This window comes from Gordonia zhaorongruii (assembly GCF_007559005.1).
In the GTDB taxonomy this organism is placed as follows: Bacteria; Actinomycetota; Actinomycetes; order Mycobacteriales; family Mycobacteriaceae; genus Gordonia; species Gordonia zhaorongruii.
Genome location: NZ_CP041763.1, coordinates 3,132,648 through 3,149,122 on the forward strand (window position 1 = coordinate 3,132,648; position 16,475 = coordinate 3,149,122).

Genomic DNA, 16,475 nt, shown 5'->3' on the forward strand with positions numbered 1-16,475 from the left:
GCACAAGGCGCTTGGGGCCCGCTTCTCGTCAGCGCAGTGCCACCAGCTCGTGCAGTGTGCTCCCTGCAACCGTGTCGACGCTGCCGTCCTCCTGGTCGACGACCGACAGCGTGAAGTCGGAGCGGAAACGGAAGTAGCCGGGCCGTCCGATCAGCTTGTCCGTGATCGGACGCATCAGCGTGCTGCCGACTATCGGGATGTCCTCGAGCAGGGCCTGCGCGTGCAGCACCTGCCGGACCTCCAGTGTGAGGGAGAACCTTCCGGGGCAGTCCAGGGCGATGCTCGTGGGGTACGTACGTCCTGCGACGTCGGCGTACTCGGTGGCGCCTTCGCTGAACGTCACCTCGCCGGTACTCAGCAGCACGTCGTCACGCTTGGCGAGCATGACCGGCTTGATCTGCAGGTTGCCGTACCGCTCCTGCGTCGCGACTACGGCGTAGAGCAGAGTGTACTCCTCGGTGTAGAGCCGTCCCCAGTGCCACTTCTCGATCACCTTGGGCATGGCGCCGATGCCCCAGTTGTGGTCGGCGTACCCGCGGCCGGTGACGTCCCAGTCGTCGTCGCCGAGCCTCATGCGGCCCGAGACCGATGCGCGGGGTGCTCCGACGCACCACCCGAAGACGCCTCCGTCGCCGAAGTGCGTCTCGCCGCGACCCGGCATCCACGGCGCGAGCTCGTTCCGGAACTCCAGATCGAGCCGCACGTCGTCCTCGTCGAAGACGATGCGATAGCGCGGGAGGTCACCGTCATCGACGATGACCTGCGCCGCGTTGGGGCCGATCCGGACGTTGACCTCGTCGGTCGAGAAATGCGCGGCCCGCGCCGGATAGCGCTGCGCCAGCTGACGTCGGGTCCCGTCCGGTCGGTAGATGATCACCTCCACCCACGGCCTGGCCAGCGGCGGGTCCTCAGGCCTGCGCTTCACCAGGAATCCGACCACCGTGTAGCCGTTGTCCAGGTGCGCGTCGAAGTACCAGTGCTCGAATGCGCTGCGGTCGGGCCGGTCGTGAAGAGCGTTGTGCTCGGGCAGCACGGTGGTCAGGGTCCCGTCGTGGCGACCCGGCCCGTTCCAGGCCTCGACGACGTCGACTGTCATTGCGCCTCGATTTTCATGTCGTCTCCGTGTTCGTTGCTTCTCAGATGATTCCGGCTTCACTCAGTTCGGTGATCCGTTCCGGTGCGAGCCCCAGTAGCTGCGTGTAGATCTCGGTGTTGTGGTGCCCGGGTTCGGGCGAGCCCGCAGAGCGGACTGAGCCTGGGGTCTCCGAGAGTTTCGGCACCACGCCCGGGCCGAGCACGTCGCGCCCCAGCCGTTCGTCGTGGTGCGGAACCAGCATGTCGCGGTCGCGGAACTGCTCGTTCTCTGCGACCTGCGCGATGTTGTTGACCGGTCCGGCGACCACCCCCGCGTCGCCGAGGAGTTCGATGACGTCGTCGGAGTCCCGATGGCGCACCCACTCCCCGATCACGTCGTCGAGCATGTTCTCGTGCCTGCCACGGGCGACGTGGTCCCGTGTCCGCGGATCGTCGATCAGGTCCTCGCGGCCGATCGCCGTGCACAACCGCCGGAACACGGTGTCCTGATTCGCGGCGATGATGACCCATCGCCGGTCCCGGGCACGGTAGAGGTTCGACGGCGCGATACCGCTCAGTCGTGTGCCCGACGGTTCACGGATGACGCCGGCCAGGTCGTAGTCGGGGATCGTCGACTCCATCATCGCCAGGCACGCCTCGGTGAGCGCTACGTCGACCACCTGTCCACGGCCGGTGCGGTGGCGGGCGTGGACCGCGGCCAGTACACCCTGCACTGCGAACATCCCGGCGAGCGAGTCCCCGATCGACAGCGACATGCGCGGGGCCGGGCCTCCGGGGAACCCGTTGATGTAGCGAAGCCCGCTGACGCCCTCGGCGACGGAGGCGTATCCGGCCTTGTGCGCGTCCGGTCCCGTCTGTCCGTAGCCGGACACCCGCGCCATGATGATGCCCGGGTTGTGCTCGCGCATCGTCTCGTAACCGACACCCCATTTCTCAAGGGTGCCGGGACGGAAGTTCTCGACGACGATGTCGCTGACCGCGATCAGGTCCAACAGGATCTCGCGGCCCTGCTCCTCACGCAGATTCAGGCTGATCGACCGCTTGTTCCGCGCGTGCACCGTCCAGAAGGCGTGCTCGCCGTCGACCGCCGCCTGGCCCCAGGTGCGCAGCGGATCCGCGCGACCCGGCGCCTCGACCTTGATCACGTCGGCGCCCAGATCGCCGAGGAGCCTTCCCGCGAACGGTCCGGCGATCAGTGACCCGAGTTCGACGACGCGCAGGTCGGCGAGGGCCCCGGTCGAGTTGTCGGAATTTTCAGAGTCCACGTGACGACCTACTTCCGTTGTGCCACAACGCCGTAACCGCAACGCGCCGGTAGGCGTCGATCAGCGGCGCAGTGCGCCCGATGCGTCGAATTCTGCCTCACGTCCGTCCATCTGGGCGCGGTACCAGTTCTCCCGGTGCGCGACCATCCACTTCTCATGGAGGCGACCTATCGGCGGGATCCGGCGCAGCGTCTCGATCACCGTCACAGCAGGGAAGCGGACGATGATCCAGAGAAGGCCGGGGATCGCATTCGGCATGTCGTAGCGGGCGTAGGTCGTCGGGATCATGAACAGCCGCGAGTAGCCCGCGTAGATCATTCCGTTGTAACGCTCCCGCAGGAGCTGCTTGCCTCCGTGCCCGTCGCGCGGGGCGAACGCTCTCGGGAACGATTCGATGAGTTCGGCGCCGTGGTCGCCTGCGTCGTAGCTCCGTGCGCACATCACCAGTGCGAGCAGTCGCACGGTGTCGGCGATGTTCTCCGGATACCAGGTGTTGCGCACACCCACGATGTAGCCCATGTATCGCTGGAAGTGAATCAGCGCGTGGATCTCCTTGGGCGTGGTCTGGACGCCGGTCATCCACAACGCGAGGGCCGGCACGACGCTTCCACCTGCCAGTGTGAGCAGCATGTAAGCCTGGCTGATGGGGAGTCCCCAACGCTCCGTGTGCCATTCGGGATGTTCGGCCACGCGCCGGCGGACCGCCACGTGCATCACGCGGACGAGCATCGCGGTGGCTCGCCCCTGACTGCCGGGAGTGAGGAGCGCGCCGGGCTCGGATACATCGATCCAGAACTTGGCTGTCTCCAGGAATCGGCGCAATGCGTTGTCGCCCGCGTAGCCGCCTGCCAATGACAGCGGAGTCGCGACGGCCGCCTCGGTGTACATCTCGAGCGTCTCGCCGCCGGCGACGCTGAAGAGAAAGGTGCCCCAGCGGCGCCAGATCTGTGCGCCGGCCTCGACGATCTCCGGGTCGACCCAGTCTGGAACATCCTCGAACTCGCGGAACAGCGCGACCATCGCCGCAGGCGGGGTCTCGATGCTCTCGATGCCGTGGTCGAGCGCCTGCTTCAGCATGGCGCGACCTTCCGTCTGGCCGATCGCGCCGTAGAAGACCTCGTCGACGAACCGCTCGGCGACCGGGTCGGCGTTGTACATATCGCCGGCGAACGCCTCGATCTGCTCCGTCGTCGGGAACATGTCCTTCCCGGTGACGCGCTTGGCGAGCTTTCGGGCGCGACGGACCATCGGCCGCGACATCGCCTCCCGGTACGGGAACGCCGTCGGGGTGCGGCGCCCGGACTCCACCGGTTTCGTCTGCTGCTCGATTGTCATGCCCGTTTCCTTTCGTGACGTCTGGCTCGGAACATACCATACCGAATGGTATGTTCTAGCGGCGATAGACCACGACCTTCACTCCCCGAGAGGACATGGCGAAATGATGTCGAAGCCGAGTCGAAGCACGCGTTTGTCAGCGACCGATTGGGTCGACGCGGCGCTCGAACTGATCACCGCCGACGGGGTGTCCGCGCTGCGCATCGCGCGGCTGTGCGAACGCCTCGGAGTCACCAAGGGCAGCTTCTACTGGCACTTCGACGACATCGACGCCTTGTGGGAGGCGATGGCCGAACGCTGGCGCGCGACGAATCGGCAACGCCACACCGAACTGCACGGGTTGTCCGAACTCCCCGCCGACCAGCGGCTCGTCGAACTGGCGTCATTGCTGATGAGCGACCGGCATCTGACCGTCGAGACCGCGATCCGCGACTGGGCGCGCACCAACGAGAAGATCTCGCAGAACGTGAACCTGATCGATCGAGAGATGTTCGCCATCATCCACTCGACCCTGCGCGAACTCGACGTACCCGACGAGCGAGCCGCAGCCTTGGCCGGCCTCCTCGTCTACGCCGGCATCGGTTACATCCACGGCCACGAGGGACTGCCGTCGCCGACGCCGAAGCAACTGCACGACGCGCTCACCGGACTGATGCCTGCGGCGACGGAGAGCCGAGCCGCTATGGACTGATCGCATACGCTCGAAGGGGAACCATCAGCCCCGTCCCGCCACCAGATCGGAGCACGCCCGATGCCCACCGGAACCTCGTCCTGGACCTCCAACGACCTCCCGTCGTTCGCCGGCCGCACTGTTGTGGTGACCGGAGCCAACAGCGGACTCGGCCGAATCGCCGCCGGCCATCTCGCACGCGCCGGCGCTCACGTGGTGCTGGCCGTCCGCGACCTCGACCGCGGCCGGACGGCCGCCGCGTCGATGGACGGTGACACCGAGGTCCGACGGCTCGACCTCGCCGATCTGTCGTCGATCCGCGAGTTCGCCGACGCGTGGTCCGGCGACATCGACGTCCTACTCAACAACGCGGGCGTGATGCATGTGCCCGAGGGACGGACGGCAGACGGTTTCGAGACTCAGTTCGGCACCAACCACCTCGGCCACTTCGCGCTGACCGACATGCTCCTGCCTCACATCCGGGATCGCGTGGTCACCATGTCGTCGCTGCTGCACCGCATGGGAAGCATCGACCTCGACGACCTGAACTGGGAACGCCGGAGTTACAACCGGTCCGCCGCGTACAACCAGTCGAAGCTGGCGAACTTGCTCTTCTCACTCGAACTGCAGAGGCGTCTGACTCGGTCGGGATCCTCGGTGCGGTCGATGGCCGCACATCCCGGGTACGCGGCGACCAATCTGCAGTCCCGTACCGACAATCGACTACTCGACGCCGCAGGGGCGATCGGGAACCGGGTGATCGCCCAGTCCGCTGAAGCCGGTGCCTGGCCGCTGTTGTTCGCCGCCTCCCTGGAACTCCCCGGCGGCAGCTACGTCGGGCCGAGCCAGCTGATGGAGTCCCGCGGCCACCCCGCCCTGGCCGGCCGCACTGCGGCGGCGAGTGATCTCGACCTGGCCGAGAAGCTGTGGGACGCCTCTACGACGCTGACTTCGTAGACGCGTCTCGTGGGCCGCGAATCAGCCCGACCACGGGCGTGCGGCTTCCACATCTCGACGATCGGGCATTCCAGGACGTCCGACGGTTCCTACGCCGTCACCGGCCAGAACTTCGTCATCGATGCCGGTCACACCGTCATGCCCGGATTCAACCCCGCGCCGATCGAGGAGCTCTGACCCTGCGTCGCTTCGCGACCGTTCACGCAGCAGCGCGATCGCCGCGACACCGGCGGCCGCGGTGACTGCGACGGCGGCCCACACGGCGTCGTGCAGTCCGTCCACGAACACCGTGTGCACCGCAGTGCGGATGACGTCGCCGCTTCCGCCCGGGGCCTGGTCGGCAACGGATACGCCCGCCATCACCGATCGCTCCACGACCTCTCGAACGGAGTCGGGGACCCCGATTCCCGAGAGCCGCTCCCCCACTCCGGCCACGTAGGCCGAGGTGAGGATAGACCCGAGCACCGCAACGCCGAGCGTGCCCCCGAACTCGCGCGTCGTGTCGTTGACCGCACTGCCCGCACCGACCTGCTCCGGCTTGAGCGAGTCCATCACGAGTTGAGTGCACGGCCCCGAGATGAACGCGAGCCCGCCGGCCATCAGGACCATCGCCCAGACGATCAGCTCCCAGTAACCCGAGAAGCGGGATGCCAGTTCGACGAGGGCGAAACCGCCCGACATGGCGAACGCCCCGACGCTCACCACCGCACGAGGACCGAACCGCTGCGACAACCACATGGCGACGGGTGAGAGGACCGCCATCACCACCGCGAACGGGAGTGTGCGGAGCCCGGACTCGAGCGTTCCGTAGCCCTTGACCGCCTGGAAGTACTGCGTGATCAGGAAGATGAACCCGAACAGCGCGAAGAACGCGACGCTGATCATGACCGCCGCCGTCGCGAAGCGGCGGTTGGCGAACAGTCGCACGTCGAGAATCGGGTGATCGACGACCTTCTGGCGTCGCACGAAGCACGCCAGCAGGATTACCGACGCGACTAGTCCGAGAAGCGTTCGAGCAGCGATCCAGCCGACGTGCGGCCCCTCGATCACGGTGTAGATCAGCAGCCCCAGTCCGGCCGCCGACAAGATCAGCCCCGGCCAATCGAACCTCGACACCGCATGCGGCGCGACGCTCGGCACCACGAGCAGAACGGCGGCCAGGGCAACGGCACCGAAAGGCACGTTCACCCAGAACACCGATTCCCACGAGTAGTGCTCGAGCAGCGCACCGCCGAGCACGGGCCCGATCGCCACCGCGACGCCCGATGCCGCCGCCCAGATCCCGACCGCGGTCGCACGTTCGGCGGCCCCGACGAACATCGTCGTGATGATCGCGAGCGTCGCCGGGAACACGAGAGCCGCGAACAGCCCCAGACCGCCACGCGCGGCGATGAGCTGCCCGAGCGTATTCGAGGAGGCGGCCAGCACCGATACACCGGCGAACCCGACGATGCCGAGGACCAGGATGCGTCGATGCCCGAACCGGTCACCCAGGTAGCCGCCGGTGAGCAGTAACCCGGCGAAGACGAGCGTGTAGGCGTCGACGATCCATTGGAGTCCGGAGACGCCGGCGTCCAGACTGCGTCCTAGCGAGGGGAGCGCGACGTTGACGATCGTGTTGTCGACCATCACGAGCAATTCGGCGAGGCAGAGCGCAACCAGCGCCCACCATCGGTTTCCGATCACGGTCTCCTCGATTCCACCGGCGTCTCCGTCGACTGGTATAGAACACTGTTCTTCAGTAGTAGCACAGTGTTCTACATGAACGGAACAGTGTTCCAGTAAACTTCCGGCGTATGCCAGCAGAGAAGCCACGCGCCCGAACGTCCGCGGCCGATATTCGGACCTCCCTGGTGGCGGCCGGACGCCGGATCGTGGAGCGCGACGGCGCTTCGGCCCTCACCGTGCGCGCCGTGGCAACGGAAGCCGGCGTGGCGCCGATGGGCGTGTACAACCATTTCGCCGGAAAGGACGGCCTGATCAGCGCCGTGGCGACCGACGGCTTCGCCGCGTTCGGTGATGCCATCGCGCAGACCGACGCCGACGCCGTGGACCGGTTGCGCAACAGCGGGATGGCCTATCGACGCTTCGCGTTGGCGAACCCGGCTATGTACGGCCTCATGTTCGACGGACATTCCGCCCCCGACCCCCTGGTAGCGGAGAACGCGTTCAGCGTCATCACCGACATCATCCGTTACGGCCAGGTAGCAGGCGTTATCCGATCAGGTGACGCACAAGCGCTCGCCTCGCACACGTGGGCAGCCGTCCACGGTGCGGTCAGCCTGGAGATCACAGCTCCCCGTCCGTCCGACGCCGATCCTGCCGAGATCTATGACGGTCTGCTGGACATGGTGGCGCGGGGCTTGGCCGCCTGACGTGCGCACCGCCTCATGATCAGAAGTGCTGCGCTCCGCCATCGACTGAGAGCTGTTCCGCGGTGATGAAGGCCGCCTCGTCGGATGCGAGGAAAGCGACGGCGTCGGCGATCTGGTCGGTCGACGCCGCGAACTCGTTGAGGAACGACGTGCCCATGACGGCAAGGCGCGGATTGGCTTCGTTCGTCTCCGCGATCCGCCCCTGCATGTCTCCCGAACCCATGGGACTGTTCACGGCGCCCGGATGGACGCTGTTCACGCGGATGTTGTGGACGCCGAGCTCGGCGGCGAAGGCACGCGTCATGCCGGTGATCGCATGCTTGCTCGCGGTGTAGGGAACCATGAACGGCTGCATCTTCCGTCCCGCGTACGAACTGATGAGAATGATCGACCCACCACCACGGGTGACGAGGTGCGGCGCAGACGCCATCACCGTGTTCCACGTCCCGGTCACGTTGATGTCCATGTGGTCCGCGAAGATCGTCGGCGTCACCTCCGACCAGGTCACCGGGATGCAGATGCCCGCGTTCGCGACGACGATATCCAGACCGCCCCACCGGGCGACGGCGTCGTCCGCGAGTGATTTCAGGCCTTCCAGGTCACGGACATCGCCCTGCCTCAGCATCGACTCGCCACCGCAGCCCTCGATCAACGATGCCGTCGTGTCGAGATCGGCTCGGGTGGGCGACTCGTACGGCACGCCGGGCAGCGGCCCCGCCAGGTCGATGCCGACGATGGCAGCGCCTTCCTGCGCCAACCGCACTGCATGCGCTCGCCCCTGGCCACGGGCCACGCCCGTGATGAAGGCGACCTTGCCGTCGAACTTTCCCATCCGCTTCGCTCCCGTCAATTCCTGGTCGGCCGACCGCCCGTCAGACCCGGACGGCCTGGATGTCGAGCGTGAGAGTCGCGGTGTTGCCGATCTGGGCCACCCCGCCGACGAGGGTGTCGTCGAAGTTGATCCCCACGTCCTTGCGCCGGATCGTACCGGTGGCACGGAATCCGGCTCGGTGATTGCCCCACGGGTCGTCGACTTCACCGAGGTAGGTCAGCTCGAGCGAGATCGGCACCGTGGAGGTCAGCATGGTGAGTTCACCGTCCAGTGTCCACGTCTCGTCCGTCGCCGGAGTGATCCCCGTCGAACGGAACCGGGCGAGTGGGTACTGCTCGGTGTCGAAGAACGCGCTGGACCGCAGGATGTCGTCGCGCATCGTGTTGCCGGTATCGATGCCGGCGGTCTTGATATCGGCCGATACCGAAGAACTCCCGATCTCGTCGGCGACGACGATGGTCCCCGCGAATTCGGTGAATCGGCCTCGGACCGAGGCGATCCCGAGATGGCGAACGCTGATCTCGATCTCCGAGTGCCCGCTGTCGATCTCCCACCGACCGGCTGACGGTGTCGGCGCATCGCCGTCGCGGACCAGCGAGATCTCACCGAGGCTGGTGACCCCGGCCCCCGAGCCGACGGCCACGCGAGCGGCCGGCTGATACCCCGGGGCGGTCGCGACGACGGTGTACATCCCCGGATCGAGTTCGGCGACGGCCACCTGGCCGTCGGAATCGCTGTGCGCGATCGCGCACTGCTCTCCGGTCTGCGACATCACCGTGACCACTGCGGAATTCACTGGCGCGCTGTTCGATCCGGTCACTCGGGTCTTGATGGTCGTCACAATTCACTCCTCTTCTCAGCTCCGCCGAGGACGAAGTCGTGAGTGGCGACCCGACCGGCCCCCACATCGACCGTCTCCGCGACCGGCGCGTAACCGTTGGCGATTACCGTGTGATCACCCGCGCTGAGGTTGGGGAACAGGTAATGGCCGTTCTCGTCGGTCATGGCACTCGCAGCGATCTGACCCGCCGAATCGAGGAGCACCACCTGGCTCTGCACCACCGGACGCGTTCGGCCCTGCTGATCGAGGTCCGTGACGACACCACTTAGATCGGCGACGGTGCGCACCTCGAGATCGAGGATCTGGCCGGTGCTGCCGGCTACATCGACTGTCTCGGCGACCGGATCGCAGCCCGCGGCGGTGATGATGACCGTGTGGACGCCGTCCATCAGTCCGCCGACATCCCAGCTCCCGTCCGCTCCAGTGGAGGTCGTCCCGATCACCTGACCGGCCCGATCGGCCACGGCGACCGTCGCATGAGCGACCGGTTCCCCTGTCGCAGAGGTTCGCACTCGCCCGCTCAGCACCGCCATCGAGGCGAGGACCACCTCGACCTCCGAAGCGGATGCGCCGGACGTCACCGGAACCGCGCACGGATCATGCCCCAGCGCGGACACGACCAGCACAAAACTGCCGCTGGATGCGACCTGGGCACTGAACCGCCCGTGATCATCACTGACGGTCCGGCCGACCTGGCTGCCCGCCGGATCGATCACCATGACCGTCGCTCCGCCCACCGGAGCGCCGTCGGCGCGGCGGACGCTACCCGAGATCATTTCGACCCCGAGGACAGCTTCTCGGCTGCCGCACCCAGTTCGATGTCGAGAGAATTCCGTTGCCCTGCCGCAACACTCACCTGAACCGCCTTCGGCTCGTACATATTGGCGACGAGCGTGTAGCGGGCGTCGTCCAGACCTTCGATCCGGTACCACCCGTCGGCGTCGGTGGTCATCGACGCGACGATCGTCTGGTCCGGCCCGATCGCGGAGACCGTGGCACCCGCCAGGGCACGGCCGTCCACGGTGCGCACGTATCCCTGCACGCCGCCGACCGCGGTCAGTGCGAATTCGATCACGTCCATGCTGCGCCCGGTCACCGTCACCAGGCGGCTACTCGGCTGGTATCCGGCCGCAGAGGCGGTGATGGCAACGGTGTCTCCGTCGGAGAGCCCGTCGAGAACGAACTCGCCGTCGGAGCCCGCATTCGTCTGCGTGAGCACCTGTCCACTCCGGTCAGTGACGACGAGATTCGCTGGGAGCCGCCGGACGCCGTCGCCGACGATTCCCCGCAGCACGCCGCCGCCTCCCAACGTGAAGTCGCGCCGCAGCGCCATGCCCTCGACGATCGATACCGAGATGGCCTGCGGAGCCCGATCGGGTGCCGTTGCGATCACCGTGTACGTACCCGCGGCGAGATCGGCGACCGCGTAGGCGCCATCGGCGTCCACCGTCGCGCGCCCCGCTTGACGACCCCGCGAGTCCGTGACCGTGATGGCAGCGTCGCCGAGCGGTTGGGCGGCCGACGTGGCGACGATCCCGACAAGCGACATGTCGTCGTCCGACAGACTCCCCTGTGCGATGGACGGGCCGGACCCGGCGACTGCCGGGCTACTCGACTCCACCGCGTCTGCGGCAGCCGGCTCCGCGGCGGGAAGCGGCACCTCGGCGGTCTCATTCGCCGCCACAGCCTCCGGCTTCGGGCGCGGAATGAGCGCAACGACGATCAGCGCCAGCGCCGCAGCACCCGCTGCGATAGCCATGACCCATTGGAAGGCCTCTTCGTTCGGTAGCACCGCCGGCCCCAGGGTCATGGTCATCTGCGCAACGATCACACCCGCGATGGCGCTGGCGAATGACGTGCCGAGCGAACGCATCAATGTGTTGAAGCTGTTCGCAGCACCTGTCTGCGACACCGGTACGGCGCCCATGATCAAGGCAGGCATCGCCCCGTATGCGAGGCCGACACCGAAGCCGATGATCACTCCGACCACGATCAGCTGCCAGATCGAGTGCAGCAGGAACACGCCGACGACGTACCCGGCAGCCACGACCACCGCGCCCGACATCAGACTGATCTTGGGTCCGAATCTGTTGGTCAGGAGGGACGACAACGGCGCGGCGACCAGCAGCATGAGGCCGAACGGCAACATCACCAGACCGGCGACGAGCATCGATTCGCCCATGCCGTAGCCGGTAGCCTCCGGCATCTGAACCATCTGCGGGAAGACCATGCTCGCCGCGAACATCGCGAAGCCCAAGAGGACCGAGGCGACGTTGGTGAAAAGCACCTGGGGCCGGGCAGCGACACGGAGGTCGACCAGCGGGTGCGCGAGGCGCAGCTCCAGAATCGCCCACAGGATGAACAGCACAGCCGCGACCGCGAAGCAGACCAGCGTGGTCGTCTCACCCCATCCCCAGTCGGCGCCCTTGGAGACACCGACCAGCAACGCGACGAGACCGCCGGACAGCAGCAGCGCGCCGCCGAAATCAAATCCTCCGCCTGCTCGATCCTCCGACTCCGGGACCACGACGATGACGGCGATAGCACTGATCACGCCCATGACCGCCGAGACCCAGAAGAGGATGTGCCAATCGGCGTACTCGGCAAGCGCGGCCGCGATCGGGAGACCGAGCGCACCACCGACACCGAGAGATGCACTCATCGTCGCAACAGCACCGGCGAGCTTCTCCTTCGGAAGAACATCGCGCATCACGCTGATCCCGAGGGGGATCACACCGGCTGCCAGCCCCTGAAGCGTCCTGCCGATGATCACCGGAAGGACGGTGGAGCTCAGCGCGGCGATCACCGATCCGACGACCATGACCGCGATGCTGATCAACAGCATGCGGCGCTTGCCGAACATATCGCCGAGCCGCCCCATCACCGGAGTGGCGACGGCGCCGGCCAACAGCGTCGCCGTGATTACCCATGCAGTATCGCCGGGATCGGCGTCCAGGTATTCGGGCAGATGCGGGATGATCGGAATCACCAGCGTCTGCATCAGCGCCACGACGATGCCGGCCAAAGCCAGCACCGCTACGACGGCCCCGGTCACCGGCTCCTTCTCCTCCGGGACGGTGCCGTCCACTTTCTCGTCAATCATCACTACACCTCACAAAGCGACGGTCATTTGAGTCTCACTCCGGCGACGCCTGTCACCGGAGATCGGAATCGCCCGATTCGCCCACATCCGGAGTACCCTCCGGATACGGACGCTACGGTCGGGCGTCCGAAACACGGTCGGTACCTTATGCGGAGAGCCCTCCGCTTCGCAAATGCGTGTCCGTATTACGGTGGTACTCGAAACGCCGACACGGAGTTCGAAACGCCGACACGGAGTTCGAAACGCCGACACGGAGGCAGACACGGAGGCACCACCACTCATGACCTCGACGCCCGAACCCTCAGCGAAACTGCGCTCCGACGCTCAGGCGAACTATGAGCGGATACTCGCAGCGGCGACCGAAGTCATCGACCGCGACGGGCCGGATGCCCCGCTGACGACGATCGCAGCAGAGGCGGAGGTCGGCATCGGCACGCTCTACCGGAGGTTTCCCACTCGCGAGGATCTGATCGAGGCCGTCTACCGGCACCGGATCATCACCCTGTGCGACAGCACCACCGACATACTGGCCGCCGAGCTCACGCCCCACGCGGCCCTGCACACCTGGATGGCCCGTTACGTCGATCTGCTGATCATCAATCGCGCGGTTCCCGATGCGATCAGGCACCTGTTAGCGAGCAACTCGGAGTTCCGGAACGAGACCAAGAACAATCTCGGCGACGCCATCGAGGTGTTCCTCAACGCCGGGCGGCAGACTCGGACGATCCGCCAGGACGTCCACTCACTCGACATCCTCCGCGCCCTCACCGGGATCGCTTACATCAGCCAGTCGCGCAGCCACGCGCAGCATCCGATCATGCTGATCGCCGATGGCCTCCGGCCCCGAGCCGAGGACGACGGCGCGCCCGGTTCCTGACGAGTGCCCCAGCAGAGCGCCTTTCGTTCCCGCCAGACGGCAGTACCTTTGACCCATGACGCTCGTGCGCGTGACTTCTGAGATTCCTCTTTCCGCGCGTCGCGCTCGTACGCTCGCTGCGACGCCCGACGTGATGGAGTTCGTTCTCGCCCCGGTCGTCACGCTCGCCACCGACGACATGCCACCGCCCGGAACACGGCTGAGTCCCGGGCTCGCAGTCCGGGGACGGCTCCGGTGGTTCGGGGTGATCCCCGCTTGGACGCACCGAATCGAAGTGGTGCGGCTGGACGACCTGGAGATCTACACGCATGAGCGCGGCGGCCCGATCCGCGTCTGGAACCACCGGCTCACATTCGAGCCGACCGGCGAGCTGTCCTGCCGGTACACCGACGAGATCGAGCTCGATGACAGTCTCGTCGGGCGCCTGAGCAGACCGCTCGTGCGCCTGCTGTTCCGCCACCGGCATCGCCGGTGGCGCCAGGTCGCGGCGATCGCCCGGGCCGCCGCGACCGGCTGATACGCGCTAGCGCAACACCTGCGGCGGGATCGGGTCGATCGGGAACGGCGGGATGAACGGCAGCAGTTGGTAGCGCACATTCGCGTGACCGCGCGGATGCGCGGTCGGGTCGTCGCCGATGAGCCACCGGAACGCAATCGTCAGCTCCCCCGGCCAGGCGCTGCCGACGACGCGGGTGAAAGCGGTCGGCCGGTGCGTCGCGGTCTTCACGTACCGGTTCTGATCGAACAGCAGGATATGCGTCGGCGAACTACCCGTCGCCCCCTCCGGATACACCTGGACCCAGTTGAGCCAGCAACCCATCGACGAACCCTTCGAGGACACCCGCCACGGGATGTTCCGGCCCGGGAACGGCGGTGGAAGCGTGCGAACGGCCGCGTTCACGCGCGCTGTCGGGACCTGCGGACACGCAGCGGAGGACGAACCGTTGGCGGAGACCGGCGCAGCGGCGGCCTGACCGGTCCCGATTCCCGCTCCGAACGTGCCTGCGACGAGTGCTGCGGCGGCGGCCGCCTTGATGCGATGACACATTTTCCTGCTCCTTCGACTGCCCGACCATTCGGTTGCGGCCACGCCGTCGATGGCTGCTTCGCCGTGCCGGGGTCGCCGTAATGGATACGTCGCCGACGTGAGGTGCATCGTTTCGGATCGTCATTCGGTGGATCGACGGCGCGGTGAAGGCCGCGAACCTGGCCATCCAGGCATTCGGCGGCTACGGCTACGTCGATGAGTACCCCGTCCAAAAGGACATGCGCGACGCCCGTGTGATGACACTGTACGAGGGGACGACGCAGATCCAGAAGCTCCTGATCGGGCGTGCGGAGACCGGCGTCTCCGCATTCACCTGACCGCCCGCCGCACCCGACACCATCGAGTAAGGACATCGCCATGCCAACCCGTCCAGTGGACCTCTTCGCCGTCGACCACCTCTTCTCGGACGAGGAGATCGCCATTCGCGACACCGTGCGACAGTTCGTGACCAAGGAGGTGAAGCCGCACATCGCCGATTGGTACGAGAACGGATCCATCCCGGCTCGCGAATTGGCCCGCGACCTGGGTGAGCTGGGCGTCCTCGGCATGCACCTCGAGGGCTACGGCTGTGCCGGAACGACGGCATCCGCGTACGGCCTGGCGTGCATGGAGCTCGAAGCGGGCGACTCCGGTCTGCGCTCCCTGGTCTCCGTGCAGGGCTCGCTCGCGATGTTCGCGATCTGGAAGTGGGGCAGCGAGGATCAGAAGCAGGAATGGCTTCCTCGGATGGCCGCGGGCGAGGCGCTCGGCTGCTTCGGTCTGACCGAGCCCGATTACGGTTCCAACCCGGCCGGCATGCGCACCCGGGCGCGACGCGACGGCGACGACTGGATCCTCAACGGCAACAAGATGTGGATCACCAACGGGTCGGTCGCCGATGTCGCGGTGGTCTGGGCCCAAACCGGTGAACCCGGGGTGGGCCGCGGTGTCCGCGGCTTCGTCGTGCCGACCGACACACCGGGATTCTCGGCCCCCGCGATCACGCGGAAGATGTCGTTGCGGGCTTCGGTCACGAGTGAACTCGTCCTCGACAACGTCCGGCTGCCCGACTCCGCGATCCTCCCCGACGCCGAGGGCCTGCGCGGACCGCTCTCGTGCCTCAACGAGGCACGGTACGGAATCGTCTTCGGTGCACTGGGTGCCGCTCGCGACTGCTTGGAGACCGCCATCGACTACGCAGGCGGCCGTGACATATTCGACAGGCCGCTGTCGGCGTTCCAGCTCACGCAGGCCAAGTTCGCGGACATGACGCTCGAGCTCGGTAAGGGAGTTCTGCTCGCCGCCCATCTGGGCGCCATGAAGGACGCGGGGACACTGAAACATGAGCAGGTCAGCCTCGGAAAGCTCAACAACGTTCGGGAATCGATCGCGATCGCACGTGAGTGCCGAACCGTCTTGGGTGCCGCGGGCATCACGCTCGAGTTCCCGATCATGCGCCATGCGAACAACCTCGAGTCGGTTCTGACCTACGAGGGAACCAGCGAGGTTCACCAACTCATCATCGGACAGGCCGTGACGGGCGAGTCCGCATATCGGTGACACCTTCAGGATATCCGGGGAACCGGGGCTTGCCGCAAGGCCCCGGTGACACCACATAATCGTCTCGTCCCCGAACGAGACGATCAGAGGAAACCACCATGGCACGCGCCCCGAAGCCCTTCGAAGTCCACGAATCCGGTGCGCTGCTGCACGGCACGCGGGCGGATCTACAGGTCGGTGACCTACTCGTGCCCGGCCATCGTTCGAACTACGACCCCGATCGGGTGATGAACCACGTCTACGTGACGCAGACGCTCGACGCAGCGACGTGGGGTGCCGAGTTCGCCGCAGGTGACGGACCCGGCCGCATCTACATCGTCGAACCGGAGGGGCAGGTCGAGGACGACCCGAACGTGACGAACAAAAAGCTCCCCGGTAACCCGACTCGCTCGTATCGAACCCGGGAGTCCGTCCGGATCGTCGGCGAGATCACCGATTGGGTCGGCCACCCTCCTGAGCAGTTGCAGACGATGCGTGACGGTTTGGCGGACCTGAAGCGCAAAGGCCTGGACGTCATCTACGACTGATCGATCCACGG

16 protein-coding genes and 2 pseudogenes are annotated in these 16,475 nt (G+C 66.5%); 8 read left to right on the forward strand and 10 right to left on the reverse strand.

Annotation, left to right across the window (positions count from 1 at the left end):
- Positions 1 to 28 precede the first annotated feature (28 nt).
- Genes FO044_RS14465 through FO044_RS14475 form a run of 3 tightly spaced genes read right to left on the reverse strand, consistent with a single transcriptional unit; the run spans position 29 to position 3,695 of the window.
- Positions 29 to 1,096 carry a lipocalin-like domain-containing protein gene (locus tag FO044_RS14465; RefSeq protein ID WP_143965893.1) on the reverse strand — a complete coding sequence of 356 codons (1,068 nt, stop codon included), beginning with the start codon at positions 1,094 to 1,096 and terminating at the stop codon, positions 29 to 31.
- 40 nt (positions 1,097 to 1,136) lie between these two features.
- Positions 1,137 to 2,360, reverse strand: a complete 1,224-nt coding sequence (locus FO044_RS14470) for a CaiB/BaiF CoA transferase family protein (protein ID WP_143965894.1) — start codon at positions 2,358 to 2,360, stop codon at positions 1,137 to 1,139.
- A 60-nt stretch (positions 2,361 to 2,420) separates the two neighbouring features.
- On the reverse strand, positions 2,421 to 3,695 hold the full coding sequence (locus tag FO044_RS14475) for an oxygenase MpaB family protein (protein WP_143965895.1): 1,275 nt from the start codon (positions 3,693 to 3,695) through the stop codon (positions 2,421 to 2,423).
- Between the two features lie 133 nt (positions 3,696 to 3,828).
- Between FO044_RS14475 and FO044_RS14480 the strand changes: the two genes are divergently transcribed.
- Complete coding sequence (locus FO044_RS14480; protein WP_244945774.1) at positions 3,829 to 4,386, forward strand: TetR/AcrR family transcriptional regulator; 558 nt, start codon at positions 3,829 to 3,831, stop codon at positions 4,384 to 4,386.
- Between the two features lie 60 nt (positions 4,387 to 4,446).
- Positions 4,447 to 5,322: an oxidoreductase gene (locus FO044_RS14485; protein WP_143965896.1), complete on the forward strand. Its 876-nt coding sequence runs from the start codon at positions 4,447 to 4,449 to the stop codon at positions 5,320 to 5,322.
- 21 nt (positions 5,323 to 5,343) lie between these two features.
- Here the strand turns inward: FO044_RS14485 and FO044_RS14495 are convergent, their stop codons facing one another.
- Complete coding sequence (locus tag FO044_RS14495; RefSeq protein WP_244945823.1) at positions 5,344 to 7,005, reverse strand: MFS transporter; 1,662 nt, start codon at positions 7,003 to 7,005, stop codon at positions 5,344 to 5,346.
- 113 nt (positions 7,006 to 7,118) lie between these two features.
- Here FO044_RS14495 and FO044_RS14500 point away from each other — a divergent pair, with 113 nt between their 5' ends.
- A complete protein-coding gene (locus FO044_RS14500; protein ID WP_143965897.1) occupies positions 7,119 to 7,697 on the forward strand; it encodes a TetR/AcrR family transcriptional regulator in 579 nt (192 codons plus the stop codon).
- Positions 7,698 to 7,716: 19 nt separating this feature from the next.
- Here FO044_RS14500 and FO044_RS14505 read toward each other — a convergent pair whose 3' ends face one another.
- The 5 genes and pseudogenes from FO044_RS14505 to FO044_RS15185 form a co-directional block, all read right to left on the reverse strand.
- The gene (locus FO044_RS14505) at positions 7,717 to 8,529 is read right to left on the reverse strand and encodes a mycofactocin-coupled SDR family oxidoreductase (protein WP_143965898.1); all 813 of its coding nucleotides are present in this window, start codon (positions 8,527 to 8,529) and stop codon (positions 7,717 to 7,719) included.
- Positions 8,530 to 8,569: 40 nt separating this feature from the next.
- Positions 8,570 to 9,370, reverse strand: coding sequence for a YceI family protein (locus tag FO044_RS14510; protein ID WP_244945775.1), 801 nt, complete (start codon positions 9,368 to 9,370; stop codon positions 8,570 to 8,572).
- Positions 9,367 to 10,146, reverse strand: coding sequence for a carboxypeptidase-like regulatory domain-containing protein (locus FO044_RS14515; protein WP_143965900.1), 780 nt, complete (start codon positions 10,144 to 10,146; stop codon positions 9,367 to 9,369). The genes FO044_RS14510 and FO044_RS14515 overlap by 4 nt, the downstream gene beginning before the upstream one ends.
- Complete coding sequence (locus tag FO044_RS15180; protein WP_244945824.1) at positions 10,143 to 10,919, reverse strand: MSCRAMM family protein; 777 nt, start codon at positions 10,917 to 10,919, stop codon at positions 10,143 to 10,145. Before FO044_RS15180 ends, FO044_RS14515 begins: the two co-directional genes overlap by 4 nt.
- 150 nt (positions 10,920 to 11,069) lie before the next feature.
- Positions 11,070 to 12,473: pseudogene (locus FO044_RS15185) on the reverse strand (MFS transporter); the annotation flags it as partial.
- Between the two features lie 280 nt (positions 12,474 to 12,753).
- Between FO044_RS15185 and FO044_RS14525 the strand changes: the two are divergent.
- Entirely contained in the window at positions 12,754 to 13,350 is a 597-nt protein-coding gene (locus tag FO044_RS14525) for a TetR/AcrR family transcriptional regulator (protein WP_143965902.1), read from the forward strand.
- Between the two features lie 55 nt (positions 13,351 to 13,405).
- Positions 13,406 to 13,867, forward strand: a complete 462-nt coding sequence (locus FO044_RS14530; protein ID WP_143965903.1) for a hypothetical protein — start codon at positions 13,406 to 13,408, stop codon at positions 13,865 to 13,867.
- 6 nt (positions 13,868 to 13,873) lie between these two features.
- On the opposite strand, the gene FO044_RS14535 is transcribed toward FO044_RS14530, so the two are convergent.
- The gene (locus tag FO044_RS14535) at positions 13,874 to 14,398 is read right to left on the reverse strand and encodes an LppP/LprE family lipoprotein (RefSeq protein ID WP_186290559.1); all 525 of its coding nucleotides are present in this window, start codon (positions 14,396 to 14,398) and stop codon (positions 13,874 to 13,876) included.
- 134 nt (positions 14,399 to 14,532) lie between these two features.
- Between FO044_RS14535 and FO044_RS14540 the strand changes: the two are divergent.
- The 3 genes and pseudogenes from FO044_RS14540 to arr all read left to right on the forward strand — a co-directional run.
- A pseudogene (locus FO044_RS14540) lies at positions 14,533 to 14,715 on the forward strand (acyl-CoA dehydrogenase family protein); the annotation flags it as partial.
- 40 nt (positions 14,716 to 14,755) lie between these two features.
- Positions 14,756 to 15,937, forward strand: coding sequence for an acyl-CoA dehydrogenase family protein (locus FO044_RS14545; RefSeq protein ID WP_143965905.1), 1,182 nt, complete (start codon positions 14,756 to 14,758; stop codon positions 15,935 to 15,937).
- A gap of 98 nt (positions 15,938 to 16,035) precedes the next feature.
- Entirely contained in the window at positions 16,036 to 16,464 is a 429-nt protein-coding gene (gene arr / locus FO044_RS14550) for an NAD(+)--rifampin ADP-ribosyltransferase (RefSeq protein WP_143965906.1), read from the forward strand.
- Positions 16,465 to 16,475 lie beyond the last annotated feature (11 nt).